Source organism: Streptomyces sp. TP-A0356, assembly GCF_001417775.1.
Taxonomy (GTDB): domain Bacteria; phylum Actinomycetota; class Actinomycetes; order Streptomycetales; family Streptomycetaceae; genus Streptomyces.
In genome coordinates this window covers 81,886-108,151 of record NZ_BBZJ01000031.1, presented here as the reverse complement: position 1 = coordinate 108,151, position 26,266 = coordinate 81,886, and the positions used below count along the sequence as shown (strand labels likewise).

General features: G+C 70.2%; 27 protein-coding genes and 2 pseudogenes. 23 read left to right on the top strand and 6 right to left on the bottom strand.

The annotated features are described in order from the left end of the window. Positions 1 to 248: 248 nt before the first annotated feature. Positions 249 to 661, bottom strand: a pseudogene (locus tag ASC56_RS31885) (transposase); the annotation flags it as partial. A 293-nt stretch (positions 662 to 954) separates the two neighbouring features. Here ASC56_RS31885 and ASC56_RS31880 point away from each other — a divergent pair. The 6 genes from ASC56_RS31880 (at position 955) to ASC56_RS31855 (ending at position 5,703) form a co-directional block, all read left to right on the top strand. Then, positions 955 to 1,326, top strand: a complete 372-nt coding sequence (locus ASC56_RS31880) for a phage holin family protein (RefSeq protein ID WP_055495084.1) — start codon at positions 955 to 957, stop codon at positions 1,324 to 1,326. Continuing rightward, positions 1,323 to 1,805 carry a DUF3618 domain-containing protein gene (locus ASC56_RS31875; protein ID WP_055495059.1) on the top strand — a complete coding sequence of 161 codons (483 nt, stop codon included), beginning with the start codon at positions 1,323 to 1,325 and terminating at the stop codon, positions 1,803 to 1,805. Before ASC56_RS31880 ends, ASC56_RS31875 begins: the two co-directional genes overlap by 4 nt. 5 nt (positions 1,806 to 1,810) lie before the next feature. Further along, on the top strand, positions 1,811 to 2,077 hold the full coding sequence (locus ASC56_RS31870; protein ID WP_055495058.1) for a DUF4235 domain-containing protein: 267 nt from the start codon (positions 1,811 to 1,813) through the stop codon (positions 2,075 to 2,077). 597 nt (positions 2,078 to 2,674) lie between these two features. After that, entirely contained in the window at positions 2,675 to 3,529 is an 855-nt protein-coding gene (locus ASC56_RS31865) for a DUF2127 domain-containing protein (protein ID WP_055495057.1), read from the top strand. Positions 3,530 to 4,175: 646 nt separating this feature from the next. Further along, positions 4,176 to 4,775, top strand: coding sequence for a cysteine hydrolase family protein (locus ASC56_RS31860; RefSeq protein ID WP_055495056.1), 600 nt, complete (start codon positions 4,176 to 4,178; stop codon positions 4,773 to 4,775). A 10-nt stretch (positions 4,776 to 4,785) separates the two neighbouring features. Beyond that, complete coding sequence (locus ASC56_RS31855; protein ID WP_055495055.1) at positions 4,786 to 5,703, top strand: GlxA family transcriptional regulator; 918 nt, start codon at positions 4,786 to 4,788, stop codon at positions 5,701 to 5,703. Between the two features lie 352 nt (positions 5,704 to 6,055). Here the strand turns inward: ASC56_RS31855 and ASC56_RS31850 are convergent, their stop codons facing one another. After that, positions 6,056 to 6,346 carry a hypothetical protein gene (locus tag ASC56_RS31850; RefSeq protein WP_055495054.1) on the bottom strand — a complete coding sequence of 97 codons (291 nt, stop codon included), beginning with the start codon at positions 6,344 to 6,346 and terminating at the stop codon, positions 6,056 to 6,058. A gap of 340 nt (positions 6,347 to 6,686) precedes the next feature. Between ASC56_RS31850 and ASC56_RS31845 the strand changes: the two genes are divergently transcribed. Then, on the top strand, positions 6,687 to 7,247 hold the full coding sequence (locus ASC56_RS31845; protein WP_234377155.1) for an HNH endonuclease family protein: 561 nt from the start codon (positions 6,687 to 6,689) through the stop codon (positions 7,245 to 7,247). Between the two features lie 122 nt (positions 7,248 to 7,369). Then, a complete protein-coding gene (locus tag ASC56_RS31840; RefSeq protein WP_079102833.1) occupies positions 7,370 to 7,717 on the top strand; it encodes an acyl-CoA-binding protein in 348 nt (115 codons plus the stop codon). A 298-nt stretch (positions 7,718 to 8,015) separates the two neighbouring features. Here ASC56_RS31840 and ASC56_RS31835 read toward each other — a convergent pair whose 3' ends face one another. Both ASC56_RS31835 and ASC56_RS31830 read right to left on the bottom strand, forming a co-directional pair. After that, a complete protein-coding gene (locus ASC56_RS31835; protein ID WP_055495052.1) occupies positions 8,016 to 8,327 on the bottom strand; it encodes a hypothetical protein in 312 nt (103 codons plus the stop codon). 44 nt (positions 8,328 to 8,371) lie between these two features. Continuing rightward, complete coding sequence (locus ASC56_RS31830; RefSeq protein WP_055495051.1) at positions 8,372 to 9,154, bottom strand: IS3 family transposase; 783 nt, start codon at positions 9,152 to 9,154, stop codon at positions 8,372 to 8,374. 456 nt (positions 9,155 to 9,610) lie between these two features. Here ASC56_RS31830 and ASC56_RS31825 point away from each other — a divergent pair, with 456 nt between their 5' ends. From ASC56_RS31825 to ASC56_RS31780, 10 genes are all read left to right on the top strand, one after another. Next, a complete protein-coding gene (locus tag ASC56_RS31825; protein WP_079102832.1) occupies positions 9,611 to 10,624 on the top strand; it encodes a hypothetical protein in 1,014 nt (337 codons plus the stop codon). Positions 10,625 to 10,744: 120 nt separating this feature from the next. Next, positions 10,745 to 11,647 carry a fumarylacetoacetate hydrolase family protein gene (locus tag ASC56_RS31820; RefSeq protein WP_055495050.1) on the top strand — a complete coding sequence of 301 codons (903 nt, stop codon included), beginning with the start codon at positions 10,745 to 10,747 and terminating at the stop codon, positions 11,645 to 11,647. 1 nt (position 11,648) lies between these two features. Next, positions 11,649 to 13,364, top strand: a complete 1,716-nt coding sequence (locus ASC56_RS31815) for a non-ribosomal peptide synthetase (protein ID WP_055495049.1) — start codon at positions 11,649 to 11,651, stop codon at positions 13,362 to 13,364. Between the two features lie 3 nt (positions 13,365 to 13,367). After that, on the top strand, positions 13,368 to 15,143 hold the full coding sequence (asnB, locus tag ASC56_RS31810) for an asparagine synthase (glutamine-hydrolyzing) (protein ID WP_055495048.1): 1,776 nt from the start codon (positions 13,368 to 13,370) through the stop codon (positions 15,141 to 15,143). Then, positions 15,140 to 16,561 carry an AMP-binding protein gene (locus tag ASC56_RS31805; RefSeq protein WP_055495047.1) on the top strand — a complete coding sequence of 474 codons (1,422 nt, stop codon included), beginning with the start codon at positions 15,140 to 15,142 and terminating at the stop codon, positions 16,559 to 16,561. The genes asnB and ASC56_RS31805 overlap by 4 nt, the downstream gene beginning before the upstream one ends. Then, positions 16,558 to 16,791: an acyl carrier protein gene (locus ASC56_RS31800; RefSeq protein WP_055495046.1), complete on the top strand. Its 234-nt coding sequence runs from the start codon at positions 16,558 to 16,560 to the stop codon at positions 16,789 to 16,791. Before ASC56_RS31805 ends, ASC56_RS31800 begins: the two co-directional genes overlap by 4 nt. Beyond that, the gene (locus ASC56_RS31795; RefSeq protein ID WP_055495045.1) at positions 16,778 to 18,010 is read left to right on the top strand and encodes a cytochrome P450; all 1,233 of its coding nucleotides are present in this window, start codon (positions 16,778 to 16,780) and stop codon (positions 18,008 to 18,010) included. The genes ASC56_RS31800 and ASC56_RS31795 overlap by 14 nt, the downstream gene beginning before the upstream one ends. After that, positions 18,007 to 18,738 (top strand): thioesterase II family protein, encoded by a 732-nt coding sequence (locus ASC56_RS31790; RefSeq protein ID WP_055495044.1) that lies wholly within the window; start codon positions 18,007 to 18,009, stop codon positions 18,736 to 18,738. The genes ASC56_RS31795 and ASC56_RS31790 overlap by 4 nt, the downstream gene beginning before the upstream one ends. After that, positions 18,735 to 20,012: an APC family permease gene (locus ASC56_RS31785; protein ID WP_107309397.1), complete on the top strand. Its 1,278-nt coding sequence runs from the start codon at positions 18,735 to 18,737 to the stop codon at positions 20,010 to 20,012. Before ASC56_RS31790 ends, ASC56_RS31785 begins: the two co-directional genes overlap by 4 nt. A gap of 68 nt (positions 20,013 to 20,080) precedes the next feature. Further along, complete coding sequence (locus ASC56_RS31780) at positions 20,081 to 20,782, top strand: thioesterase II family protein (RefSeq protein WP_055495043.1); 702 nt, start codon at positions 20,081 to 20,083, stop codon at positions 20,780 to 20,782. Between the two features lie 14 nt (positions 20,783 to 20,796). Here ASC56_RS31780 and ASC56_RS31775 read toward each other — a convergent pair whose 3' ends face one another. Both ASC56_RS31775 and ASC56_RS31770 read right to left on the bottom strand, forming a co-directional pair. Continuing rightward, positions 20,797 to 21,927 carry a helix-turn-helix transcriptional regulator gene (locus tag ASC56_RS31775; protein WP_055495042.1) on the bottom strand — a complete coding sequence of 377 codons (1,131 nt, stop codon included), beginning with the start codon at positions 21,925 to 21,927 and terminating at the stop codon, positions 20,797 to 20,799. A 350-nt stretch (positions 21,928 to 22,277) separates the two neighbouring features. Continuing rightward, positions 22,278 to 22,703 carry a DUF6003 family protein gene (locus ASC56_RS31770; protein ID WP_055495041.1) on the bottom strand — a complete coding sequence of 142 codons (426 nt, stop codon included), beginning with the start codon at positions 22,701 to 22,703 and terminating at the stop codon, positions 22,278 to 22,280. Positions 22,704 to 23,249: 546 nt separating this feature from the next. On the opposite strand from ASC56_RS31770, the gene ASC56_RS31765 reads away from it, so the two are divergent. The 5 genes and pseudogenes from ASC56_RS31765 to ASC56_RS38670 all read left to right on the top strand — a co-directional run bounded on the left by ASC56_RS31765 (position 23,250) and on the right by ASC56_RS38670 (position 26,208). Then, positions 23,250 to 23,972, top strand: coding sequence for a hypothetical protein (locus tag ASC56_RS31765; RefSeq protein ID WP_055495040.1), 723 nt, complete (start codon positions 23,250 to 23,252; stop codon positions 23,970 to 23,972). Continuing rightward, positions 23,969 to 24,181 carry a hypothetical protein gene (locus ASC56_RS31760; RefSeq protein WP_159039749.1) on the top strand — a complete coding sequence of 71 codons (213 nt, stop codon included), beginning with the start codon at positions 23,969 to 23,971 and terminating at the stop codon, positions 24,179 to 24,181. The genes ASC56_RS31765 and ASC56_RS31760 overlap by 4 nt, the downstream gene beginning before the upstream one ends. 296 nt (positions 24,182 to 24,477) lie before the next feature. Next, positions 24,478 to 24,666, top strand: a pseudogene (locus ASC56_RS42370) (helix-turn-helix transcriptional regulator); the annotation flags it as partial. Between the two features lie 205 nt (positions 24,667 to 24,871). After that, the gene (locus ASC56_RS43260) at positions 24,872 to 25,348 is read left to right on the top strand and encodes a GAF domain-containing protein (protein WP_055495037.1); all 477 of its coding nucleotides are present in this window, start codon (positions 24,872 to 24,874) and stop codon (positions 25,346 to 25,348) included. Continuing rightward, positions 25,282 to 26,208, top strand: coding sequence for a SpoIIE family protein phosphatase (locus ASC56_RS38670; RefSeq protein ID WP_055495036.1), 927 nt, complete (start codon positions 25,282 to 25,284; stop codon positions 26,206 to 26,208). The genes ASC56_RS43260 and ASC56_RS38670 overlap by 67 nt, the downstream gene beginning before the upstream one ends. Positions 26,209 to 26,266 lie beyond the last annotated feature (58 nt).

Below are 26,266 nucleotides of genomic sequence, written 5' to 3'. Positions count from 1 at the left end.
GCCAGCCTCTCGCGTCGCTCCCCGGCCGACAAAGCCCCGGCCTGCGCGGTGGTACAACGAACGGGCCAGGCGCCTCGGGTGCGGTTCAGTCTTCGGCGTCGTGCTCGCCGGCGTCCGGGTCGCGTAGCGGGCGCAGGCCGCAGTCGGCCGGGACCGAAGCGCGGATGCTGTAGCGGCCCAGCACGTTGAGGTTGGCGTGCTTGAGCGGGGAGAGCCGGGTGACGTCCTCATCTCGAACGTCGTGCTCACGCTCCTCGGGCGTAGGCGAGGAACGTGCCGATCTGGCAGTTCTCGGTCCGGCCCGCGGTGCCGGCGTACTGCCTCTGCACTCCAGCCGAGCGGGCTCCCTTTCTCAGGAACCCGGTGTCGTCACCGATCAGGACCGCGTCCTTGTCACCGATGCTCTCGATGATGAAGTCACGGACGTCATCGCGGACCCCGTCAGCGTCCCAGTCCGCCTCGCCCAGCAGCCGCTGCATCCCAATCGGATGCGTCTCACCGGCTCGTTCCGCCAGCGACCAGCCGTTCTTGCGCTCCAATGGCGCAATCAGCCCGGCCATTACTCCAGCGCCCGGCCCCTCGGCTCCGAGCGGGCAAACCGCACAGCGAACCGCGCGTGTAACCCCGCCAACGCCTCACGCCAGGACTCGACTTGACGCACATCAAGATCCACGGACACCAGGACACTCAATCACACCTGACCCCATAACTGTGATTGCAGTACTAGCAGGTTCGGGCGGGCCGGGGGAGTGGCGGAAGCAGGCAGACATGCGGGCCAGAGGCCCGACCTGAATTCGCCTGCTTGGGGTACTCGCGCCCGCATCGGATGGTCGGGCGCATGACGCAGTCCGGCCCGCAGGAACTTGAGAGGGACGGGAGGTGACCGCCGTGTCGAGCACGCAGCCGCACCATGCCGGATCCGGCCAGAGCACGGACCGCTCCAGCCAGGAGCCCGTGGGCGAGCTGGTGCAGCGGGCCTCGCAGCAGCTGACCGAGCTGGTGCGCGGCGAACTGCGCCTGGCGCAGGCGGAGATGAAGGAGAAGGGCAAGCTCTACGGCAAGGGCGGTGGCCTGTTCGGCGGTGCCGGCGTGGTCGGCTTCCTGATGGCGCAGGCGCTGGTCGCCACCGCGATCGCCGCGCTGGCGGTGGCGCTGCCGGTGTGGGCGGCCGGGCTGATCGTCACAGCGGTGCTGGGTGTGATCGCCGCGGTGCTGGCCATGAGTGGAAAGAAGCAGGTCGACCAGGCCGCGCCGCCCACGCCCGAGCAGACGGTAGAGAACGTGAAGGCCGACGTGGCCGAGATCAAGGAGAGTGCGCACCGATGACCCAGCCGCCTCACGACGAACCCACCGCCTCCAGCCCCGAGGAACTGCGCGAGCAGGTCGAGCAGACCCGTACCGAGCTCGGTCAGACGGTCCAGGCACTCGCGGCGAAGACCGACGTCAAGGCGCGCGCCCGGGACAAGGCCGCCGAGGTCAAGGAGCAGGCCGCGGCGAAGGCCGGCGAGCTGAAGGAACACGCCGCCCTCAAGGCCGGGGAACTGAAGGCGAAGGCCGCCGACCTGGCCCACCAGGCACAGGACCAGCTGCCCGACCCGGTCAAGGACAAAGCCGCCCAGGCCGCCGGGCAGGCCCGGGCCAAGGCCGCTCAGGCCGGTCAGCTGTGGCAGGAGAAGGCACCCGAGCCGGTAAGGGAGAAGACTGCCCAGGGGGCGCAGCTGGCGCGTGACAACCGCAAGGTGCTGCTCGCGGCGGCGGGTGTGGCCGCCGTGATGTGGCTGGCCTGCCGCCACCGGAAGGGGTGAGCGGGGTGAAGGCATCGAAGATCGCCTACAAGCCGGTCGGTCTCGCGCTCGGTGCCCTCAGCGGCATGGCCGCAGGAGCACTGTTCAAACAGGCCTGGAAGATGCTCGGCCACGACGAGGACGCCCCCGACGCCACCGATGAAGACCGCTCCTGGCGCGAGGTGCTCCTCGCCGCCACGCTGCAAGGCGCGATCTTCGCCGGAGTCACAGCGGCCGTCGACCGCGCCGGCGCCACCGCCGTCCGCCGCCTGACCGGAACCTGGCCCGGCTGACGCGCATAAGAAGGTGGGAGGGCCGGTACCGGCCCTCCCACCACGATTGATTACCCGGACGAAGGACGCTCACAGCCATGTCCGATCGACACGCAGCTGCCGCACTGACAGCCACAGTAGTCATCGCCACGATCCTGGCCGCCCGGGCAGTCGTGTGCCGCCGGAGCAGCCAAGAACGCGTCGTCCGCGTTGCCCACCCGGAGCGGGGTTGCACCACGCACCGAGCCGACACGGTCACGCCACCTGCAGCGGCGCTCTCAACCGAGGCCTCCTGGGCCGTGCGAGATGCTGAGCAGCACGTCCACGACTGCTGGCAGCGGCTCCGAACACAGGTGGACCCACCCGGAGGGACCGGAGGGAATGGACTCCCCGCATGAAATGGCGGGGCCTCGCGGTGCGGTCCGTGGTCGGTGTGGATGTTGCAGCCGTCCTCCAAGCGACCTGTCCGGCGTCCATGGCAAGGGTGTCGGCGACCAGAGCGGCGCGGTGGCGGCCCAGTCGCGCCAGGTCGCCGGGCGGTGCCGGCCTCGGCGTTGGCGGCGTAGTCGTCGGCCAGGTGGGCTGCGCAGACGCCCTTACGGCAGGACGATAGGGACCATGACGGAAGACATCGAGATGGATGCGCCCCCTGGCGTGGGTTCCAGACGGCACCGGTTGCTGTGGTACGAGCTTCTGCAGTGTGCACGGCGCGGCCACCACCTGGAGGGCCTGGACGCGGCCCAGGTGCGGAGCCGGGACGCGGTGTTGGTCAGAGACTTCGGGGACGGGCTTCGCTGGCATCGGTGTCTGCGCTGTGACGCTTGGCTCCCGGTGCGGCCGGCAGCACACCCGGGCCGCACGTTCCCGCCCGAGCGCGAGGAGGTCGCCATTCCGCTGCGGGGCAAGGCGCTGCGGGACCGTTACGTGCTGCGCCTGATCGCGCTCGACCGCTTGGTTCACTTTCTGGTGCTCGGCGTGCTCTCGATCGCCGTGCTGGGCTTCGCGCACGAACGCCGACGGCTCAGCGGGGCCTTCTACAGGACGATGGATCTGCTCCAGAACAGTGTCGGGGGGCCCACCGGCAGATCCGGGCATGGATTGCTGGGCGAGCTCAGCAGGGCCTTCGCCGCCCGCGCGTCGACCTTGTGGGCCATCGGGCTCGTCCTCGGCGCCTACGCGGTCCTCGAAGGCGTCGAAGCGATCGGACTGTGGCTGACCCAGCGCTGGGCCGAGTACCTGACGTTCGTGGCCACGACCGTATTGCTCGTTCCGGAGATCTATGAACTGGCCGAAGGACGCATCACACCGACCAAGATTCTCACCTTGATCATCAACGTAGCGATCAGCGTCTATCTCCTCATCGCCAAACGCCTGTTCGGCCTGCGTGGCGGCGGGAAAGCCGAAGCGGCAGAGAGAGCACGTGACACCAGTTGGGAAGCCCTCGAGCGTGTCCTGCCAGGACCGTCACGGTGACTGCAGGGCGGCTGGCGTTAACGGTCTGAACTGGCCTTATTTTTCCGGCCCGACCTGGCCCCGCCGGAGGGGCCGTGCGGCGATTGTTCCGGCTTGAGGTGGCCCCGGCTTCCGGTCTGCTCCGGCCCCGCCTTCGCCGGGACGGCTGCTGTGCTGGGCACTTGCTGTGGGAGAGAATGCTGGGCATGACGACTTGAAGAGCACCGGCCGGGCGGCAGCACTGGCGCAAGGTCGGGACCTGGGACACGGTTTCCGACGGGGACTGTCGGATCTGTGCCGCCTGCGGAACGCCCGTCCGCTCGTACCAGTACCGCTTCTATCCGCCCGAGTCGTCCATGTTCGAGCGGTGCATCGGGCTCGCCTGGTGTTTCAGTTGCCGGATCTACTCCGGCAATATGGTGCACGTCCCGCGAAAGCGGGTCCTGGTCGACGTGCTCGCTTCGCTTCCTGGCGAACAACGGGAGAGGCTTGCACGTTCGGAAACACGGCTGATTGAGTTCCTGGACCGCCAGGCCCGAGGCAACAGGGATTAAGATCCCATCGGTCAGCTGGTCTTGGGGCTACTTCTTCGTGTGACTGGATCGGTCCGTACCGGGACCCGATGAGGCCTGTCGCCACTTCGTCGCCGCCGGTCAGGCTGGGGAGCATGACCCGAGCACTGATCGTCATCGATGTCCAGGAATCCTTTCGCGCCCGCCCGCTCTGGGAGACCATCTCCAACCCGAAGATCGCCGACCAGGTGGACCGCCTTGTCCGGCTCGCCCGCCAGGCCGGGGACCTGGTGGTGTGGGTGCTGCACGCCGAGCCCGGCAGCGGCGATGTCTTCGACCCTGCGCTCGGCCATGTCCGGCTGATGGAGGAGTTGCAGCGTCGGGACACGGAACCACTGATCCACAAGACCTCGCACAACGCCTTCACCACCACCAACCTGCAGCAGCTCCTCACAGAGCGCGGCATCCGCGAGCTCACTGTCTGTGGCATCCGAACCGAGCAGTGTGTGGAGACCACCACCCGCGTCGCGAGCGACCTCGGGTACCGGGTCACCTTCGTCATCGACGCCACCGCAACCAACCCTATCCCGCACCGTGACGCTCCCGCCGACCAGAGCGTCGCCGAACTGCTGGCGGACCCCCGCACCCTGAGCACCGAGGAGATCATCAGGCGCACTGAGTACGCCCTTGCCGGACGCTTTGCCACCATCACCACTGTCGGGCAGCTGGAGGCCTCGGCCGGACCTCGGGCATGATGACCGGACAGTGAGCCACATCGTCTTCCTCCTGGTGCCCGGACTCCATCTACTGGACCTGGCAGGCCCCGCGCAGGTCTTTTCCACGGCCTCCGACTTCGGGCACTCCTACACACTCAGCTACATCGCCGAGGAGCGGCTGGTCCCGACCGCTCAGGGCCTGCCCCTGCTGGCCCGGCTCGACTGGCCCGAGCTCGGCCCCGAGGACCTGATCGTGGTGCCCGGCTGGCGGGCGCTCACCCTGGCCGGCGGTCCTGTCATCGGCGCGGCCTGCCTGCAGGCTCTCCGGGACCACCACGCCAGGGGCGGGACCGTTGCCAGTGTCTGCGCCGGAGCCGAGGCGCTCGGCCGGGCCGGCCTGCTCGACGGCCGCCACTGCACGACCCACCACGATGTGCAGGACGAGCTTGCACGCCGCTACCCCGGGGCGACGGTCGTTCGCGATGTCCTGTATACCGCCGACGACCGGGTGGTCACCTCGGCCGGCATCGCGAGCGGCATCGACCTGGCCCTGCACCTGGTCGCCACCCGGCACGGCCCCGCCGTCGCCGCCCAGGTGGCCCGGGACATGGTCGTCTACGCGCGGCGCAACGGCCATGAACCGCAGGCCAGCGCCATGCTCCGGTACCGGTCCCACCTCGACGACACCGTGCACCACGCCCAGGACCTGCTCGACGCCCGCTTCGACCAACCGCTGCCCCTGTCCGCCCTGGCCGCAGCCGTGGGCGTCAGCGAACGCACCCTCACCCGCCTCTTCACCCGCGCCACCGGCGGCCTCACCCCTCTGCGCTATCAGCAGACCCTCCGTCTGGAACGCGCCGAGCACCTCATCAGCCACGGCGCCACGGTCGATGCCGCCGCCCGCGCGGTCGGCTTCGAGGACCCCCGCATGCTGCGCCGCCTGCGAGCTCGCGAGCGCGCGACCTGACGGCGCTGCGGGCCTTGCGGGAGTCCCGCACGGACGTGGAAGCCCTCGATCTGACGGCCGAGCGGCTGCGCCACCTCCAGGACGCGTTCATCAAGGCGGCCGACGACTCCCGTGCCCGCGCGGACCGCTACGCCGACCGGGACGATGCCGACGCGGGTGCACGAGGACGACCAGCAGGCACATCGCCCGCAGCAGCCCGGACCGCACCGCGGCCGGGAGGCCGGCCACTGAGTGTCCCCGATGCCGCCGGCATCCACTCCACCGAGTGGAGTCCTTTGGCCGGGGGTGCACCGCATGGTGAGGGAGTGCGGGGCATCGTCGGTGACGATGCCCCGCGTGCACTTGCCCGTGGTTAGTTCGGGGCTTTGGCAGCACCGCCGTGACGGACACGCTCGAGCACATCGAGATGGAGTGTCTTCAGCCCGCCGGAGGGTAGCGGGGCGGGGCTGCCGGTGAGGCTGTACCACTCTTCGGCGCCCGCGTACTGGATCGCGATCTGGGCCCTTCCGTCAGCGAGCCGCGTCGTGGCCACGGTCAGTTCGCCGGTGATGACTCCGACCTCGTCGGTCATGGCGCCGCCCGGCCCTGCCTCCACGGTGTCGACGAGTCGCTCAGGGATTGTCTCGGCGCCATCCTTGTTCATGAGGCGCAGCCTCTTTCCTCGCACCGAGTGATCATCCGCATCCAGAGCCTAGCTGTTCCCACTCACCAGCCCTGGCTGATCCACGCCGCGTCACCCGGTAGCGGGAGGCCGCCCCCCGGCGGAACGGTTCTCCGTGTCCACTTTGTGCAGCGCCATGCCGCGATGGGGGGACAAAGCAGCAGCGCCGCCGCGTGCTCCGGTAGTTGATGCCTCGTGATCATCTCATCTGTGCGGCGCCCGCGCCGCCATTCCGGCCCTGACGTGCCTGTCCCTCCTCGTCACGGCAACCCCCGCGTCTGCATCCGCTGCGCCCCCCACAACCACGGCCGCTCCCGCAGTTGTGCGGCGTGACCTGCCCGAGCCGCCGGCCACCGACGTCGCCCTGAAGGAACTCGGCGAGCTCACCATCGACGTCCCGTACTCGATGGCCGGCTACTCGCGGGCGAAGTTCCCCCACTGGATCAGGCAGTACGGGGAATGCGACACCCGCGAAGTTGTCCTCTCCCACGACGGCCAGGGCATCACCCAGGACTCGATGTGCAGGGTCACCACGGGGACCTGGTACAGCCCCTACGACGGCAAGACCCTCGATGCCGCGTCCAAGGTCGACATCGACCACATGGTCCCGCTGGCCAACGCGTGGCGGTCCGGTGCGGACACCTGGACCACCGACAAGCGCAAGTCGTTCGCCAACGACCTCGCCCACTCACAGCTGATCGCCGTCTCCGCCGCTTCCAACCGCTCCAAGGGCGATCAGTCCCCGGACCGGTGGGCGCCCCCGAACAAGGACTACTGGTGCACCTACTCGCGGGCCTGGATTGACATCAAGTACCTGTACGGGCTGAGCATCACGCCGCCTGAGAAGTCCAAGCTCACCGAGATGCTCAACACCTGCGACTGACGCCCAGCGGCGGCCCCTGCCCCGCATGCTGGCGTCAGGGTGCAGGGTCCATCGCCTTCCGTTGCTCGGGCTGGCAGTACTGCCTCTCAGCGGCGTCACACTGGTCCGGGGTCGAGCGTCACGTGCCACCGGCAGTAGTCGTTGACCGAGCAGACAGATGGGAGCATCCGCCACCCGAGCAGCCCCCAGGGAAGAACAGGAATGTCGGTAGGACTGGACAACGCCGAGTTCGTACAGCTGGCCGAAGACGTGAAACTGCGTCGAAGCCGGACAACGACATCCTTCCGAAGTTCTATACCTACTTCAAACAGGCGATTGTCGGTGACAACGACACCGCTGCACCCGGGATGTTCGACCTCACCGGGAAGGCGAAGTGGAACGCCTGGAAGGAACTGGGGGGCATGTCGCAGAACGATGCGACGCTGAAGTACATCGAGACGGCCAGGGCCACGATCGCCAAGCACGGCTGATGCCTCAGCCGACGGCCTCCGCGAGTCGCTGGCCGTCGCGAGGGCCCTGGCTCCTTGGCCGAGGACACAGATGCCGAACAGAGGGGGGCGAGGAGCGTAACGGTCCTCGCCCCCTGTGCCGGGGGCCCATCTCTTCGCAGTCGTCCGGCACGAAGCCCGGCCACGGGAACGTGCACAACTGCGCCGTGACGCCGAGAACCGATTTTGCCGACGGATGCGAACAGACCAGGCGGCGGTCGCTGCCCGTTGGCGTGGGGTTGTACCGCGCTGGCGCCGCGGGTGGCGCCAACGCAGGGTCTCACGTCTGGTTGAGGGTGACCGGGAAGCCCTGGAGTACAACTGGGGCGCTGTTCGGGTCGGCTCCGGGCGGGCCGAGAGGCACGGGCCTCAAGAGGTTGAAGAGCAGGTTCTGCGGCGGGAACTGCGGGACGTCGGGCGCGAGCAGTTGGGCGGGCTGCAGCGTGGATACGACCATTGGTCCGCCGCCTCCGGGCGCGTTGCTGATGGTGAGGGTGAAGTCGAGGAACGCCAGCACTTCCGGCGTGGGCGGGGAGGCGGGGCCCATCCGCAGGACGCTGAGCGGGGTCAGCGTGGTGTCCGATTGCTCCATGGTGGCGGTACTGAAGCTTCCCCGTGATCTTGGACACTCGATGCTTACGCTACGAGGGCGCGTCCTTGCTCGTGTCGCTGTCGGGTCTCCAACGGGGTGAGGTAACCCCAGACCGGATGCCTGCGCAGACGCTTGCGGTTATAGAAGGTCTCGATGAAGGCGAAGATCTCCGCGCGGGCACTGGCCCGGTCGGGCCGGCGACGGGTTCCGATCTCCTCCTTCAACAGTGCGAAGAACGACTCGGCGGCGGCGTTGTCGAAGCACGAGCCGGTGCGGCCCATGCTCTGCCGCAGCCCCAACTGGCCTATCTCACGGCGGAGGTCGTCGGAGGTGTATTCACTGCCGCGGTCCGAGTGGGCGATGCATCCGGGCTGGAGCCGACTGCGTCCGGCGGCCATCCTCAGCGCATCCACGACCAGGGATGCGCGGTGGTGGTCGGCCATCGAGTAGCCGACGATCTCGCGGGTGGCGAGGTCCAGCCAGGTCGCCAGATACAGCCAGCCCTCGTCGGTGGGGATGTAGGTGATGTCGCCGACCACCTTCATCCCCGGCGCACTCGCGGTGAAGTCGCGGCCGAGCAGGTCCGGGGCGGGCACCGCCCTTTTCGAAGGGCGGGTCAGGCTGCGGCGCTTGCGCCGTGTGACGCCGCTGATGCCGCGTTCACGCATGACGCGCTCTATGCGCTTGCGGTTGATCAGGTGTCCGAGCCGCCGCAGCCCGGCATGGATCCGCGGCACCCCATAGGCGCCGCGGGAGGCGAGGTGCAGCACGGTGATCTCGTGGGCCAGGGCGTCGTCGGCGGCCTGCTTCGCCCGCCGGGTCAGCACAAGCGGGCCCGATCACATCCGGCCGTGGCCGCGCTGGGCGTGAGTGGCCTTCCCCGGTGTCCGTCAAGGGCGCCCCCGGGTCATCTGGACATGTCGGCCGTAACTCGGCGCCCCAGAGGCCCCATTCGAGTGCCGCGCGCACCGGGCGGTCAGCGCGGCGGATCCCGCGGTCCGGGCCGTGAACCGGCTCTCAGCAGTCAGGACGGCCCCCGCTCCCGCCCTGTGCCTCCCAGTGGGTGGATGATCGGTACGCCCAATTCCGTGGCCATCGGGGCGCGTTGTTCGGTCAAAGCGTGAATACGTGTTCATGGCACCTTGTGTTGGGAACGCGTAACGCAGCACGACACAGCACAAGGGAATATCGCTTCCCCCGCACGTTTCCGTGATCACTGGGTTCCCCATTTCTCCGCCCCCTCCGGGGCGTCATCCGTGCTGTCGAAAACAAGGAGTATCGTCATGGCCTTAGCCGACGGCCGGCGCGAAGAAGCGCCGGCTACCGAACTGCTCGACTGCACCCTGCGCGACGGTTCGTACGCCGTCGACTTCCAGCTCGACGAGGAGTTCGTGACACACCTGCTCACCCGGCTGGATGACATCCCGGTCGCCAAGGTGGAGGTGGGCCACGGAATCGGCCTGGAGGCCGAACGCAACGGCATCAAGCCCTGCAACATCGACCACTACCGCTGGGCCGAGATCGCCCGTACGGCCCTCACCCGCAAGCCCTGGGGCATGTTCGCCCAGCCGGAGTTCACCCGCCTCGACACCATCGCGGAGATGAGCGACCGGGGCATGTCCTTCGTCCGGGTCGGCATGGAACCCGACCGGGTCCCCGAGTACCTCGACTACCTGCGGCGCGCCACCGAGCTGTGCGGTCAGGTCTACCTGAACCTCATGAAGTCCAGCGCGACGCCGGTGCGCGAGCTCGTCCAACTGCTCGACGGAGTGACCCCCGACATCGCGGGCGTCTACGTCGTCGACTCCTACGGCGCCATGCTCCCCGCCGACGTGCAGACCTACGTGAGCGCGGTGCGCGAGTACTTCCCGGTCGTCGGCTTCCACGGGCACGACAACCTCGGCATGGCCAACATCAACAGCATCACCGCGATGCAGGCGGGCGCCGCCATCGTCGACGCCACCCTCGACGGCATCGGCCGAGGATCCGGCAACGCCGCCATCGAGTCGCTGGCCGGGGTCATCAAGAAGCTTGGCGCCGACCTCTTCGACTACCAGGAACTCGCCAAGCTCGCCGCGTACTGCCGGGAACAGATGGACCCCGTTCCCGAGGACCGCACCATGCAGGTCCTCGGCGCGGTGATCGGCATCCACTCGGGTTACTTCCCGCTGGTGGAGGAGCTGGCCGAGGAGTACCACACGGACCCGGCGCGGCTGATGGAGACGGCCGTGGAGATCGCCGACCACAGCCCCCGCAAGGCCGACTTCCGCACCGCCGCCAGCAGGATCAGCGCCTGAGCCTGCCGTCACGACCCCGGTCAAGTCACCGGACCGGCACTGCGGGTGCGCGGCGTCGTCCTCACCGCGGATGAACGGCGCAGCCCCGCGCACCCACGCACACCACCCACCGGAGACCCCATGAGAATCACCAGGACCCGCACGTCCGCCGCCGACCACCGCATCGCCGTACACCGGCACGACCAGTGGTGCGACCTGTCGGACGTTCCCGGGTACGCCCACACCACCCGGATCAGCGACCTCCTCGGCGACACGGCGTCGCGGGAGCTGACCGGCGCCCTGGACCGGCACGCGGGTGCCCTCTGCCCCGTCCAGCCCGCCCTGGACCTCGCCGCCACGGTCGTCGATCCGGGAGCCGACATCTGGGGCGCCGGGCTCAACTACCGGCGCCACTCCGAGGACCTGGAGTCGGAGCAGCCCCGCTCCGGCCCCGGCTCCTACCTGCGCCCGGCGGGCTGCCTCATCGGCAACGGCGATCACATCGAGCTGCCCCGGCAGTCCCGGCGGGTCACCGCCGAGGCGGAGCTGGGCCTGGTCATCAAGACCACCTGCAAGAACGTCGAGCGCACCGACTGGCGCGACGTCGTCTCGGGCGTCACCGCCGTCCTCGACATGACGGCCGAGGACGTCATCCGGGAGAACCCCCGCCACATCCCATGGGCGAAGGGGTTCGACACCTTCTGCAGTGTCGGCCCGGTCCTGGTCACGCTGGACGAGTTCAGCGACGACGACCTCGCCGCCCTGCGCATCGCCACCGTCCGCAACGGGGAGACGATCGCGGCGGCCACCCCCGCCGACATGAAGTTCGGCCTCGATCGCCTCGTGGAGTACTTCAGTGCCGGACGCACCCTCGAAGCCGGCACCGTCATCTGCACCGGCACCCCCGGAGCGGCGGTCGTCAACGCCGGCGACACGGTGCAGGCGGACGTGCAGGACGTCGGCACGCTGACCCACCCCGTCCGGCAGCAGGCGGCGGCCCGCCAGGAGGCACGGTCCCCGGCAGTCCACGGTGAAGGAGGGTGACATGCGAACAGGACGAACAGGAGAGGGGTCCGTGCTAGACGCGCTGGACGGCGCCGTCCGGGAGTTCTGGGAGAACGAGGCGGTGCGCACCGCCGACTCCGTTCTGACGTACCGGGAACTCGGCGCCCACGCGGACGAGTTCGCGCATCGATTACGGCAGCGGAGCGAACCGGGCGAGTTCGTCGCGCTGCTCGCGACGCGCAGCGCGGCCGCGATCGTCGCCATGATCGGTGCCCTGAAGGCACGGCGGCCGTTCGTTTTCGTCGACGAACGGGACAGCGACACCTCCAACGCCGCCAAGACCGGCCTGCTCGGTGTCCGGCTGCTGGCCCGCGGCTCGGGCGGCGACGGCCATGTGGAACTCACCGAACTGCCGGCCCGCGGGCGCCCCGCCGGCGGCACGCCCGCGCCCCGCCCGCTTCCCTTCGCCGACGGCGAGATCGGGTACGCGATCCACACCTCGGGGTCCACCGGCACCCCCAAGTGCGTCCTCGTCCGGGCCGCCCCGCTCGCGCCGGTCGTCCGCGACCATGTCAGCCGCCTGTCCGTCGGACCGGGCAGCCGGACCCTGCAGTTCGCCCGGCTCACCTTCGACGGTTGCCTGACCGAGATCCTCTGGACGCTCACCGCCGGGGCCTGTCTCGTCGTTGTGGACGAGGAGCGTCTGGCACCGGGGCCGGTCCTGCAGGACACGCTGGAACGGTTCGGGATCACCCATCTCAAGACGACCCCGTTCGCTCTGACGGTCACCGAGCCCAGCGACGGGATGCGCCTGGAGCACGTGATCAACGGGGGTGGCCCGTGCCGGCCGGCCGTGGTCCGCACCTGGTCCAAGGCGGCGAGCTTCCACAACGCCTACGGCCTCACCGAGACCACGGTGTGCAATCTGCTCAGCGACGCCCTCGACCCGGACGACTGTCGGGACGCGGTGCCGCTGGGCGATCCGGTGGGCGACTGCGCCTACGTCCTGCGCGACCTCGGGACCGGGACCACGGAGGAAGGGACACGGCGAGGCGAACTCGTCGTCACCGGAGCCTCCGTCGCGGCCGGATACCTCACCGAGGACGGGGTCGGCCCGCTGACCGGTCCCGACGGGACGGGCGGTTACGCCACCGGCGACGTCGTCGAACTGCGGGACGGCCGCCTCTACTTCGTGGAGCGGCTGGACCGCCAGGTGAAGGTCCGCGGCTACCGGCTCGATCCCGGCGAGATCGAGAGCGCGGTGTGCCGTCACCCGGCCGTACGCGAGGCCGTGGTCGTGGCCGAGGCGCACGCCGACGGCGACCCCGCCGCCACGGACACGCTGGCCTGCTACTACCAGGGCGAGGCCGACCCGCGCGCCCTGCGCCGGCATCTGGACGGCCTCCTCGACCCGTACAAGATCCCGTCGGTGCTGGAGAGCGTCGACGTCTTCCCCAGCACCCCGAACGGCAAGATCGACCGGGATGCCCTGCGCACGCGGCGGCAGACCCGCACCACCGGGGACGGCCCCGACCGCCTGGACGAGCAACTGCTGCACCTGGTGCGGACCCTCACCGGGGTGCGGGACGCCCGGCTGGACGACAACTTCTTCGAGCTGGGCGGCGACTCCGCCTCGGCCGTGGTCCTGGTGAACGGGATGAAGAAGCTCGGCTGGACCGATGCCGGGGTCCGGGACGTGCTGCGGGCGGAGAACCTGCGGGAACTCGCCGACCGGCTGCGGGAACGGGGGGTGTGACACATGTGCGGCCTGTGCGGGACGTACGCCCCGGACAAGACCCTCGACCGGGCTGTCGTCGCCGCGATGCACACCCGGCTGGTGCACCGCGGACCGGACGAGACCTACTCCCTGAACACGCCCACCCTGTCCGCGAAGCTCGGCCGTCTCGGGATGACCGCGCTGAAGGACGGCTGGCAGCCGGCCGAGGACCCCGGCGGCCGGTACGCGGCCCTGACCAACGGCGAGATCTACAACACCGCCGAGCTGCGCGCCCTGCTCGGCGGCGCCGCGCCCGACAACCGGGTCGACGTCGCCGTACTGCCCGAGCTGTTCGCCCGCTACGGGCCCGCGGGCCTGGCCCGGGTGGACGGGCAGTTCGCCACCGTCATCCACGACCGGGCCGACGGCAGCCTGTACCTGGGCCGGGACCGCTTCGGCATCTGCCCCCTCTTCTACGCCGTGCTCGGCACCCGCGTGCACTTCTGCTCCGAACTGAAGCCGCTCGTGCGGAGCGTGCCGCACGCCTGGCGGCTGGACCTGGGCGCGGTCGACCAGTACCTGGCGCTCGGCAACATCGTCGCGCCACGGACCCTGGTCGAGGACGTACGCGCGGTACCGCCCGGGTGCGTGGTCCGCTTCGGTGACGGGGCGCCCGAGACCGTGCGGTACTGGCGGTACGGGAACTTCCGGGAGGCGGACCGTCCGGTCACCGGGGAGGAGATCCGTGCGGCCGTGGGGCGGTCGGTGGCGGACCGGTTGCGGGCGGACGTCGAGATCGGGGCCTACCTCAGCGGTGGCTTCGACTCCAGCACCCTCGTACTGGAAGCGGCCCGCGCCCGGGAGAAACCCACCCGGACGTACTCCGTGCTCTTCGACGACGTCACGCTCGACGAGGGCCGGTTCCAGCGGGAGGTCGCGGACGCGGTCGGCAGCGAGCACCACCAGATCCGCTGCACGCCCGCCCAGGTGGCCGCCGAGTTCGAGGACATGGTGCGCCACTGCTGCTATCCGCAGCGGGAGACGTACAACGTCGCGGCCCTGATGCTCGCCCGGCAGGTCCGGCTCACCGGCCTCAAGGGCGTGATCTCCGGCGAAGGCGCCGACGAGCTGTTCTTCGGCTACGACTCCTACGCGTTCGACGGCGCCCGCAGGAAACCGCCCGAGCGGCACACCGAGAACGAACAGGCCTGGGGCAGAGCGGACTTCGCCTGGGAGACCGACCGGAGGCGGACGGCCCGCCGACGTGAGCTGTGCCTCAGCGGGCAGGCCCTTGACGCCCTGCCTGGGAAGGAGTTCTGGCGGGACCGGCTCATCCCCTTCGCCGACCGGGAGACCGCCGGGCTGACCCGGATGCAGCTGAGGTCGATCGCCGACGTGTACGTGCAGCTGAGCGGGCATCTGCTCGGCGACCACGGCGACATGATGCTGATGGCGAACTCCGTGGAGGGCCGCTACCCGTTTCTCGGGAACCCCGTCGTCGCGCTCGCGCTCGCCGTCCCCGACGAGCGGAAGACGGCCGACTTCGAGGGCAAGGCATGTCTGAAGGAGGCGTACGCCGGCATCGTGCCCGAGCGGATCCTGCACCGCGCCAAACAGGGCTTCACGGCGTACGGCCTCGCCGACACGGCCGACGAGCGGACCCTGTCGCGCTGGCGGGACCTCGTCGCGGCCAGCGGTGTCTTCCGACCCGATGCCCTGACCGCCCTGGAGGCCGACGCCACGCCCGACAAGTGGGACGTCCGGCTCAGCCTGATCAGCGTCAGCGCCATCATCGACGAGTTGGGACTGCGGTCATGACGGACACCTGGCACGAACTGCTGCACGGCCGGCAGTGGTCCTCGCAGGACACCGTGTGGGTCGAGGACGGCACCGAGTACAGCTGGGCGGACGTGTCACGGCTCGCCGTGGCGGTCGAGGCGTGCCTCCGCGCGCACGGCCCGGCCCGCGTGGTCGTCGTTAGGGCCCGGCGCAAGCTCGGGTGTTTCGCCGGGCAGTTGGGTGCCTGGCGGGCCGGTACCGTGGCCGTCGCCGACGATCACACCCTCAGCGAGCGGGAGTTCGACCGTATACGGCCCGATCTCACCCTGACCGTGTCGGCGGTCCCGCACCCGTCGGTCGAGCCCGCCGGGCAGCCCGCCCGCCGACTGCCGCCGGACCGCATCCCCGAAGACGTCGTCGCGGTCAACTTCACCTCCGGCAGCACCGGCAGCCGCAAGGCCGTCGCTGTCACCCGGGACAACCTGCTGGCCCTGTTCGCCTGCCCGGACCTGGACGTGCCCGTGCCCGGCCCGCTCACGGCGGGCAGCTTCGCCACCCCCACCTACGACGGCTGGTGGTTCGACACCTGGCGCACGGTGGCGGCGGGCGGGCGCGTGGTGTGCCTGCCGCACGTCAACGACGACGTCTTCGCCTGGCCCGGCCTGGCCCGGACCTACGGCATCGGCCGCCTGCTGCTGCCGGCCGCCGTGCTCGCCACGGTCGTCGAAGTGCTGCCCGAGGCCGTCGCGGACATCCCCTGGCTGTTCAGCGGTGGCGAGCAGTTCCAGGTGGCGACCTACCGGCAGGCCCGCCGGGCAGGCCTGGCACACCACTTCGTCAACCTGTACGGGCCGACCGAGGCCACCTTCGCCACCCACCACTACCGGCTGCCCACGGACCTCGCCGCACCGGCCGTCCCCATCGGCCGGCCGCTCGCGGGCTGCCGGCAGCTGCTGCGCACACCCGAGGGCGGCCCTCCCCACGCCCGCGAACTGGTCGTGACCGGCCCGTTCGTCTGCCTGGGCTACCTCTACGGCGGCGTCCTCACGCACCGGTTCCGCGACGCGGCGGCCGAGCCGTCGTACCGCACCGGAGACCTGGTGCGCACCGACGGCGACGGCGACCTCGTGTTCGCCGGGCGACTGGACGGCGAGGTCAAGGTGAACGGCATGCGGGTCGACACCGCCGCCCTGGAACAGCGAGTCACCGCCCTGCCCCGGGTGCAGGACTGCCGGGTCGTCCAGCACGAACGGCACACCGTGGCCTTCGTCCGGACCGACCCCGCCACGCTCCGGGACACGGCCACCCGGTCGCGGATCGAGACCGTCGTCCAGGACTTCTCACCCGCGATCGGCGTCCGCCTGGTCGACCGGTACCCGGTCAAGGCCGGCGGCAAGGTCGACGTCCCCACCCTGATGGACCACTACCGAACGACAGACAAGGCCGAGGAGACATGACCGACATCTCACCAGCTGCCATCACCGACTGCGTACGTACGGTGCTCGACCTCGAACTCGCCGACGACACCGATATCTTCGCCGCCGGCGTCGACTCACTGGCCGTACTGCGCTGCCGCGCCCTGCTGAAGGAGCGGACCGGAGTGAAGGTCCCGGGGCACGTCTTCTTCGAGGGCCGCACCCCGGCCCGTATAGCCGACCTGATCGGAGGCGCCCATGCTGGTCGTTGAGGACAGCCCGCTGTACTCGCCGGAGTTCTTCGCCGACGACGACCCGTGGGCGTACCTGGCCGACCTGCGCGCACACCACCCCGTGTCCGTGCACCGCCGGGACGACGGTTACGAGTTCCACGCGCTCACCCGGTACGCCGACATCTACGCGGCCTACGTCGACCACCGGCGGCTCAGTTCGTCCTACGGGACGATGGTCGACGGCTCCTACCTGCCGCAGAAGGACTCGGCGTCCGGCCGCATGCTCATCGTCACCGACCAGCCGGAGCACACCGCCATCCGCAAACCGATCAAGACCAGCGGGTTCAGCCGGGAGATGCTCGGCAGGGTCGGCAGCACGGTCCGCCGCAACATCCGCGACGCCCTGGGCAAGCTGTCGGTGGGCGACCGGATCGACTTCAGCAGCGTCGTCGCACCGGAACTGCCCAAGGGCGTCCTGGAAGTGCTCTTCGGCATCGGCCCCGGCGACGCGCACCAACTGCTGGAAGCCACCCGCACGATGATCGGGTACCGCGACGAGGTGTACGCCGGGACCTCCCCGCTGGACGCGCTCGTCGACGCCCAGCTGGAGGTGCTCGAATTCATCGACGAGCTCATCGGGCACCGGCTCGCCTCCGGCCGGGCCGACGACATGATCGGCTTCCTCGCCACGTGCGTGGCCGACGGAACCATGCCCCGCGACGTCGCCGTGCTCAACGGCCTGAACGTCGCCGTCGGCGGGAACGAGACCACCCCGCACACCGCGAGCCTCACCGTCCACACCATCGACCAGGAACGCGACCAGTGGCGCAGGGTCGCCGACGGCGACGTCGGCTGCGACGTGGCCACCCAGGAGTTCCTGCGCTGGACCTCGACCAACAGCTATGTGCAGCGGCTGGCGGTGGCAGACTACGAGGTCGGCGGGCACGTCATCCCGGCCGGCAGCTTCGTCACCCTGTGGAACATGTCCGCCAATCGGGACGCCGACGTCTTCGACCGCCCCGACGACTTCCTGATCGACCGCAGCGACAACAAGCAGCTCGCCTTCGGGGCCGGCGTACACCGCTGCGTCGGCGCCCCGGCGGCCACCCTGGAGATCCAGACGTTCGTCGAGGAACTGGCCGCCTGGGACAAGGCGTTCGCGGTACTCGAACCGCCCCGCAAGCTGCGCTCGAACTTCATGCTCGGGCTGACCGAGCTGCAGGTCGAGGTGGTCGACGCCAAGGAATTCGGCACATGAGCGAGGCCGGCGCCGGTCAGGACCTGTGCGTGTGCTTCCCGGCCGCCGGGGGCGGCGGCACCACGCTGACCCTGCTGAAGGACGCCGCCGCCCGCCACGGCCTGGCCGCGCTGGCCCTGCCGAACGCCGGCTCCGTGGCCGACCTCGACTCGGGCCGGTGGCAGGAACGAACCGTCGAGACGATCCTGCGGGCCGCGGAGCGCGGGGCCGCCCGCCGCATCGTTCTCGCCGGACACTCCATGGGCGGACTGTCCGCCGTCCGTCTGCATCCGGCCCTCACCTTGAGCGGCGCCCGGCCGGCCGGGGTACTGGTCATCAACACGCCCTGTCCCGACTCCTCAGGACGCATACCGACGATGTCACAGCTCACCGACCCTCAGATCGCCCGGGCACTCGCCGACGACGGCTTCCCCCCGGAGTTACTCGACGACGAGGACATGCTGGCCGAGATCGCGGACGGCCTGCGCGCCGACGCCGTGGTGGCCGACCGCCTCGCCGAACGGATCGGCCCCACCGGCACCCTCACCGCCCTGCACGTACTGTGCGGGCGGGACGACCGGTTCATCCCGCCCGAACGCTGCGCCGCCTGGGCCCACCGGGTGCCTGGGGAGTTCCGTCTGACGGTCGTCCCCGGCCGGCACAGCCCGGACGCGACCTGGAGCACCGCCCTCGACCGTGCGCTCACCGGCGTGCTCGCCGCGCCCCCGGCCGAGGAGGGCGCGGCGTGAGCGGACTGCAGAAGTCGCTGGGCGGTGCCGTAGGCACCTTCCTCGCGCTGTCCACCATCCTCGGCAGCGGCATGATGATCCTGCCCGGCACCAGCTACCAGGACCTGGGCCGCTCCGCCTGGCTGCCCTGGGCGGTCGCCGCCGTGTCGGTCGTCCCGCTCCTGTACTGCTACGCCTGGCTGGGCCGCCGCCACCCGTCGGCGTCCGGGGTCGCCCACTACTCCGAGGTCGCCTTCGGCCGGCCCGTCGGGCGGTCCGCCGGAATGCTGGCCACGCTCGCGCTGGTCGCCGGCATCCCGGCGACCGCCATCACCGGCGGGCGCTACATCGCCCTGTTCTCCGGCCTGCCGAGCCTCGCCTGGCTCTTCCCGGTCGCCGTCCTCGCCCTCGCCACCCTGATCGGCTGCCTGGGCACGAACGTCTCCGGCAAGGTCCAGGTCGCCCTCGTCCTCGGCCTGTTCGCCCTCGTCACCTGCACCGCGCTGGTCGCGCTCGGGACGCACGGGGTGCGGGCGCCGAGCACCGCCGTGCCGCCGCTGGGGAAGCTGGGCAGCGTCCTGACCGCCGTGTACGTAGCCTTCACCGGCTGGGAGACCGTGGCCTTCACCTTCGAGGAGCACAAGCGCCCGGACGCCATCCCGCGCATCTTCGCCGCCTCCTACGTCATCGTGGTGGCCCTGTACGGGCTGGTGCTGCTGGGCCTGTTCAGTACGGTGGACCCCGACGACAAGGCGCTGGACCAGGCGCCGCTGCTGCGGCTGGCGGAGCGCTCGCTCGGGGACCTCGGCCAGCCGGTGACGCTGGCGCTGGTCGTCGCCGCCATCGCCGCCAACGTGTGCGCCTCCGTGCTGGCCCTGTCCCGCCTCGTGTACGGCATGGCCCGCAGTGGCTACCTGCCCGCCCCGCTGGCCCGGGTACGCCACCGGGACGGCAACCCGGTGACGTCCGTGCTGGCCGTTGGCGCCGTCCTGACCCTGATCGCGCTGCTGGGCTCGACGGGCGTCATGTCGTTCCAGCTCCTCTTCGTGCTGTCCGGCGGCATCTACTTCGTGCTCTACGGCCTGGGCGCGGCCTCCTACACCAAGCTGGCCGGGCCCGGCGCGCCCAGGGCGGTCGCCGGGCTGTGCGCGCTCACGGTGGTCGCCGTGACCGTGCTCGCCGGTCCGCCCATGTGGACGTGCTGGGCCCTGTTCGCCGCCCTCTGGCTGACGACCGCCGTCCTCACCCGCCGCCCGTCGAGAACGGAACCCGAGTACGAGCCCGCGAACCGGTGAACGCCGCCGACCCGGGGGCCCTCGGCGCGGACAGGAGCAGGCACGGACGCAGACCTACGGAGACCACCATGGACGACGTCACGAACGCCACCGTCTTCTTTCCCGGTGCCGGTTCCTTCGGGACCGAGTTCCGGCCACTGGCCCGGGCGCTGGGCCGGGCGTCCTGGCCGGTGCGCTACCCGGGGCGCCCCGGCCGGGACTTCGGGGCCCCGGCCGCCTCCTTCGACGCGGTGGTCGAGGCCTGCGCCGAACAGATCACCCGCCGGGCGGCCGTATGCCCGCTGCTGCTGGGACACAGCTACGGCGCCTATGTCGCCTACGCCACCGCGGCCCGGCTGCGTGCGGCCGGCGTCGAGATCGCCGCGCTGGTGGCGGTGGGCGCCGCCGGGCCCGCCCGGCTGCGGGTACCGGAGCAGGCCGGCACCGGCCCGGCGGAGGCGGCGGCCTACCTCGACCAGGTGGACCCCGGCGTCCTGGCCGGGGCCCCGTCCGACGACTGGCGTGCCGTCGTCGCCGAGACGACGGCCCAGGACCTGCGCCTGCTCAGCCGGTTCACCCCCTCGACGGATCCCGTCCTGCCATGCCCGGTCCTGGCCGGCCGCGGCACCGAGGACCCTCTGACGACGGACGACACGATCGCCGCGTGGCAGCAGACCACGACCGGCCCGTTCTTTCGGCGCACCTTCCCGGGCGGCCACTCCGACCTGCTCGGCTCACCCGAGTGCGCGTCCTGGCTGCAGGAGGTCCGGCAGATGGTGGGCGCCCGGTGACCGGTGCACGCCGTTCAATCGGTCAGCCCCCTGCGGAGCCCCGGTAAACTGGCGAGTTCCTTTCTGCGGCGCATACCGAGTTTCCGATAGACCTTCGTCAAATGCTGTTCGACGGTGCTGACCGTGATGAAAACCTTCTGCGCGATCTCCCGGTTGGTGAGACCGCGTGCGGCGAGTTCGGCCACCCGCCTTTCGGCTTCGCTGAGTTCGTCCTCACCGGGCCGTGCCGGAGCGGTGCCCGAGACGCGGGACAGGTGGCGGGCCCGGAGATCGGCGGTCCTCGCCTGGGCGGGGTCGCCGAGCGCGCCGTGGACGGCGCTCAGTTCGGCGAGCGCCGCGGACAGCTCCAACTGGTCGCCGGAGATCTCCAATGCCTGCACCGCCCGTTCCAGCAGCGGGGTCCGCTCAGCCGACTCGGCAGCGGCGGCCCGGGTGCGCAACGCCATTCCCAGGATGCGGGGCCGTCCGAGACCGGGATCCCTGAGCTGACGGTCCGCCAGAACACGGGCGGCGCCGGGGCGGCCGAGGGCGAGCTGGGCGCGGGCGGCGCCGATGCGCCAGGGAACGAGGCCGGGCAGGTGGTCCAGGTCCCAGCGGGCCATCGTCGCCCCGCACTCCTGGTAGTCGGCGAGGGCCGCCTCGGCGTCGCCGACCGCCAGGTAGTGTCCGGCCCGGGCGTGGCGGTAGTGCCGTCCCATGGGGGTGCGGAACATCGCCCCCGGCACGGGCATGGCCAGGAAACGGGCGGCCTCCTCGAGCCGGTCAAGGGCGGTCCGCACGGCGATCACGGTGGCCGGGGGGAATCCCACTCCGACACCCCAGCGGCCGGGACCGATCTGCTGGAAGGCCGCGCGGGCGTACTCCTCCGCGGTGGACACATCCCCCTGGCGCAGGGCGGCTTCGGCGGTCAGCGCCGCCAGCAGGGCGTCCTCGGTCGCGTCGTCACCGCGACCGGGCCGGTTGGCGACGGCGGCACACCAGCGTGCGGCGCGGTCCGACTGGTCGGCGTAGAGAAGTACGGTGAGCGCCGCCGTGAGGGAACGGACCGGAGTCTCACCGAGCCGGCTCTCGCGCAGGACGGACGCGGCCCGCGCCACTGCGTCCGCTGCGGGCAGTCCGCCGAGCAGCTCCGTCAGCACCCCCATGCCGTCCCGTGGCGTGGGGCGGGTGCCGCCGGGGCGGTCGCGTTCGACGTCCGGCCCGGCGCCGATCCTCGGGAGAAGGGCCGGGTAGCAATAGCGGATCCAGTCGCGCAGCCGCGACCGTGCTCCGGGGTCCGCCGGGTGCTTTCGGGGGCAAGGCCCGCTGCTGACCAGGCCCGACAACTGAGCGTCAGTGCGGCATGTTGCGAGGACCGGGCCCGGAGTTCGGCGGGTTGGACGGCCGTCCGGCAGGCGGCGAAGAATTTCTGCGGCCGACCACGGGGCACTGGCTCGGTATCGGCGGGCAGTGCCCGCACCGTGCGCATGACCGCATCCAGCAAGGGAACTTCGGCTCAGCGCCCGGCTGCGGCCCTGACTACAGCCATGTCCTCGCCGGTTAGTTCGGCGACGCGGTCGGGTAGGAGGCCCGCGGCCAGTGCCCGGGCGAGCATCTCGTCGCGGCCGTGGGCGCAGTCACGGTATGCGAGGAGTTCAGCCTCGACCGCAGCCAGGGCTTCGGGAGCCGTCCGGTGGCGCAGTCGGCGCAGTTCCTCGTCGGTCAACGGAACCGGCAGCCGCTCCGCCTCCTCCGGGATGGCCCCGGTGTGCTCGGGCGGCACGAGCCGCAGCCGGGGAGACGCCTCCGACGCATGCTGCGCGTTGAGCCAGGCACGCACAGCGGGGGTCTCCATGCAGGCGAGTGATCCCACGGCGGACGGTGGCACGCCTGGCGTCTCAATGGGTTCGTCTACGAGAAACAGATACGCGTCATCAGTCATGGCATACTCCTCGTCCCAGGTTCCTGAACCGGTGGCATCCCTTTTACCCCGTTCGCCTCCGCACAGCCGCAGGCATCGTTCCGGTTGCCGGTCATTCGGGCGGCACGTGGGCTCTGGTCATCTTGTGCACCTGACCGCACAAGCCACAGGGACGCATTCCGCTGGCGCAGGGCGATGGCCAGAGTTCCCGGGAGTCGCTTTTCAGGCCTGCGGAGAGCAAGACCGCTGTCGGCTGGGCCGGGCAGGGCCCGATTCACGGACGTCGGCAGGCCCCGGGGCGGCTCAGTCCAGGTCGACTGCGCTGGAGACGGCGCGGGGCTGACCGGTTGCGGCCCAGCGCTTGAGGCCGCCGCGGGTACATGAGTTCGGCGTGACGCTTGCACCGCTGGACTTTCGAACGCGGGGGGGCGTTGGCGCCTCGCGCGGCTCTACCGCGTGTTGTGCGCACTCGTTCCGTCAGGCCGTCGTCACGGGGCAGGGCTACGTAGGCAGGCTCCCCACGTGACGTCGCCACTGGTCCCCCGAAAAGGTGCCCCAGAGGCAGGGATGGTGGACTTCGAGCAGCAGCTGGACCTCGAATTCGACGGCGAGTTCTTGATGCCGCGGATCAACCAGCAAGCCTACCGAGACATCTACACCTTGGAAGGGTGGCTGCACAGACTCTGCCTGGCTTCCTGGATGCGCGCCTACGGAGCCCTGTGGCACCAGCACCTGGACCCGAAACTGCGCAAGAACCTCGAGCGCCTCGCTGAGAGAAGCCGCCAGCGCCTGCACCTTGACGCCGAGACCAGCGGTGACCTCATCTGGCAGTCCGACATCGGCCAGCTCCTGTCCACGCTGACCGACCCGCAGATCGCGGGCGACGTTCACCATTTGGCAGGGCAGGATCAGCAGGCGATCGCGAGAGACTTTGACGAGATCTGCGAGATCCGCAACGTCCTCGCCCACAACCGCGCACTGTCGCCACAGACCTACGCACTCCTACGTGTCAGCATCATCCGCCTGCAGAAAGGCGTCGACCACTTCCGGTCATGCCTCCTCTACAACAGCTCGAACATCCTGGATGATGACGACGGCGACCTCGGGTCGTACCTTGCGATGCTGCTCGAGGGCAACGACTGGAGGAAGTTCCAGGCGTTCGTCGCCCGGGGCCACGGGTTCATCGAGTACGTCACCCTTCCGACTACGCCGTTCGACAAGGGGTCCGACCCCGACGACTCTTGGAAGTGGGCTCCGACCACCTGGACTACATCACCGCGTTCACCATGAACCGGCTGGGCGACGAGTTCATCATTGTGGCCCCGGATGAGCTGGACGAGGACTCCCAGGCCGGCCTGTGTCGGGCCTTTGCCGCGAACCCCGACGTCTGGACCGATGTGCCCTATGAGGAGCAGCATCCTCGCTTCATCTGCAGGGCCAAGATGTGGATTTACGAAAGCCAGTCGCCCTTCCGCAGCCAGGAAGAGCCGCCCTGGTGAAGACGCGACCCACGGTATGACGCTGCATCGCAGCCGACCTGGCAGCCCACGGCACCTGGCTCTCGGAAGGGGCACGTCATTTGATGGGACTGAACTGGCTCCGCCCTCTCGCCGCCCGCCTGGGGCGCGTTCGTCGACTGGGCGTGGGCGAAGACCGCCACCGTCTGAACGCCCCGAGGCCCCCTGTACGGTCTCAACGGCCGCACAGGGAGGCCTTTCGTCGTTTCCGCCTCGTACCGCCGACACCGCCCGCCAGCAGTACCGTGGAGCCACACATACCTCTGGCGGGGGTAAATATGAATACGTCCATGGGCGACCGCATCAAGGGCCTGCGAGAGTTTCGCGACCTCACGCAAGAACAGCTCGCCGACCGGGCCGATGTCCACGTCGACACCATCCGCAAGCTGGAGCAGGGCCAACGGCAATCCGCACGCATCAGCACGCTGCGAGCGCTCGCCCGCGCCCTCGATGTCCAGCTCGAGCAATCGGCACGACGAGCGGCCGCCCGCCGCTGCTGCGGCGTGCTGGTCTGGCCTCCATCGACCTGGGACTCCTGGAGTTGCCGTGGGTGCGGGAAGAGGTGATCCACGCCCACCCGAGCTCATCGTTCGCCGTCGCCCTGCGCACGGGCAGGTCTCACCTGGAGCCGGTGCTCGACACCAGGCCGGTCCGTGGGTCGACCACGACCCGGTGCGGGCGCAGAAGGTGCGGGACAGCGGCGTCCACTCCTTGATGGTCGTGCCCATCCGTGCGCGGCGCTGCATGCTGGGGCTGGCGCTGTTCGGCCGCTCCGAGGAACAGACGCCGTTCCAGGAGGACGACCTGCTCCTCGCCGAGGAGCTCGTCACCCGGGCTGCGCTCAGCCTGGACAACGCCCTGCAGTATGCGCGAGAGCGCACCGCGGCCCTCACCCTGCAACGCGACCTGCTTCCCCACCGTGTGCGGGGCGGTGCCGCCATCGAGGTTGCCTCGCGCTACGTGCCGGCCGACATGGACCACGGCGTCGGGGGTGACTGGTTCGACGTGATCGAGTTGTCTGGCGCCCGGGTGGCCCTCGTCGTCGGCGAGTGGTGGGACACGGCATCAACGCCGCGGCGACCATGGGCAGGCTCCGCACCGCGGTGCGCACGCTCGCGGACCTCGATCTGCCCCCCGACGAACTGCTGACACGCCTCGACGACACGGTGCACCGGTTGACCGACGAAGACGCCGACGTCTTTGACCAAGTCCCTACGGTGGTGGGTGCCACCTGTCTGTACGCCCTCTACGACCCGGTCTCGCGGCGGTGCACGATGGCGCGGGCAGGACATCCCCCGCCCCTGATCATCGACGCGCAAGGCCGGGTCACCATCGCCGACCTGCCCGCCGGAGCCCCACTCGGCCTCGGTCTCGGCCTGGTGCCCTTCGAGTCCGTGGAACTGGAACTGCCCGAGGGGAGTCTGCTCGCGTTCTACTCCGACGGACTGGTCGAGTCCCGTGGCGACGATTTCGACGTCGGCACGAACCGTCTGGGGGCCGCCCTCGCTCAGCCGGGTTCGTCCCTGGTGGACCTGTGTTCACAAGTGATCGAGGCTCTGCCGACCCAGGCGCACCCCGACGATGTCACCTTGCTCCTCGCGCGCACGCGCGCGTTCGAACCGGCCCAGGTCGCCTCCTGGGACCTGCCGAACGAGCCTGCCGCCGTCCCGGCGGCCCGCCGTCTGGCCGCTCGCCGGCTCGGCGACTGGGGGCTGGAGCATCTCGTGACCACGGTGGAGCTGATCGTCAGTGAGCTGGTCACTAACGCCATCCACTACGGCGACGGCCCGATCCATCTACGGCTCATCCAGCATCAGGTGCTGACCTGCGAAGTCTCCGACACCAACACCAGCCACCCACGCCCGAGGCATCCGCGCACCCTCGATGAGAATGGCCGCGGTCTCTTCCTCGTCGCCCAGCTTTCGCGCAGGTGGGGCTCCCGCTGTGCAACGGACGGCAAGATCGTCTGGGCCGAACAGGACCTGCCCTCCAGCGCCAGCGCCCGGTGACCTGTCGACGAGGCGCGCCTGACAGTAAACGTCCGCACATGCCGCCACAGCGCTCAGC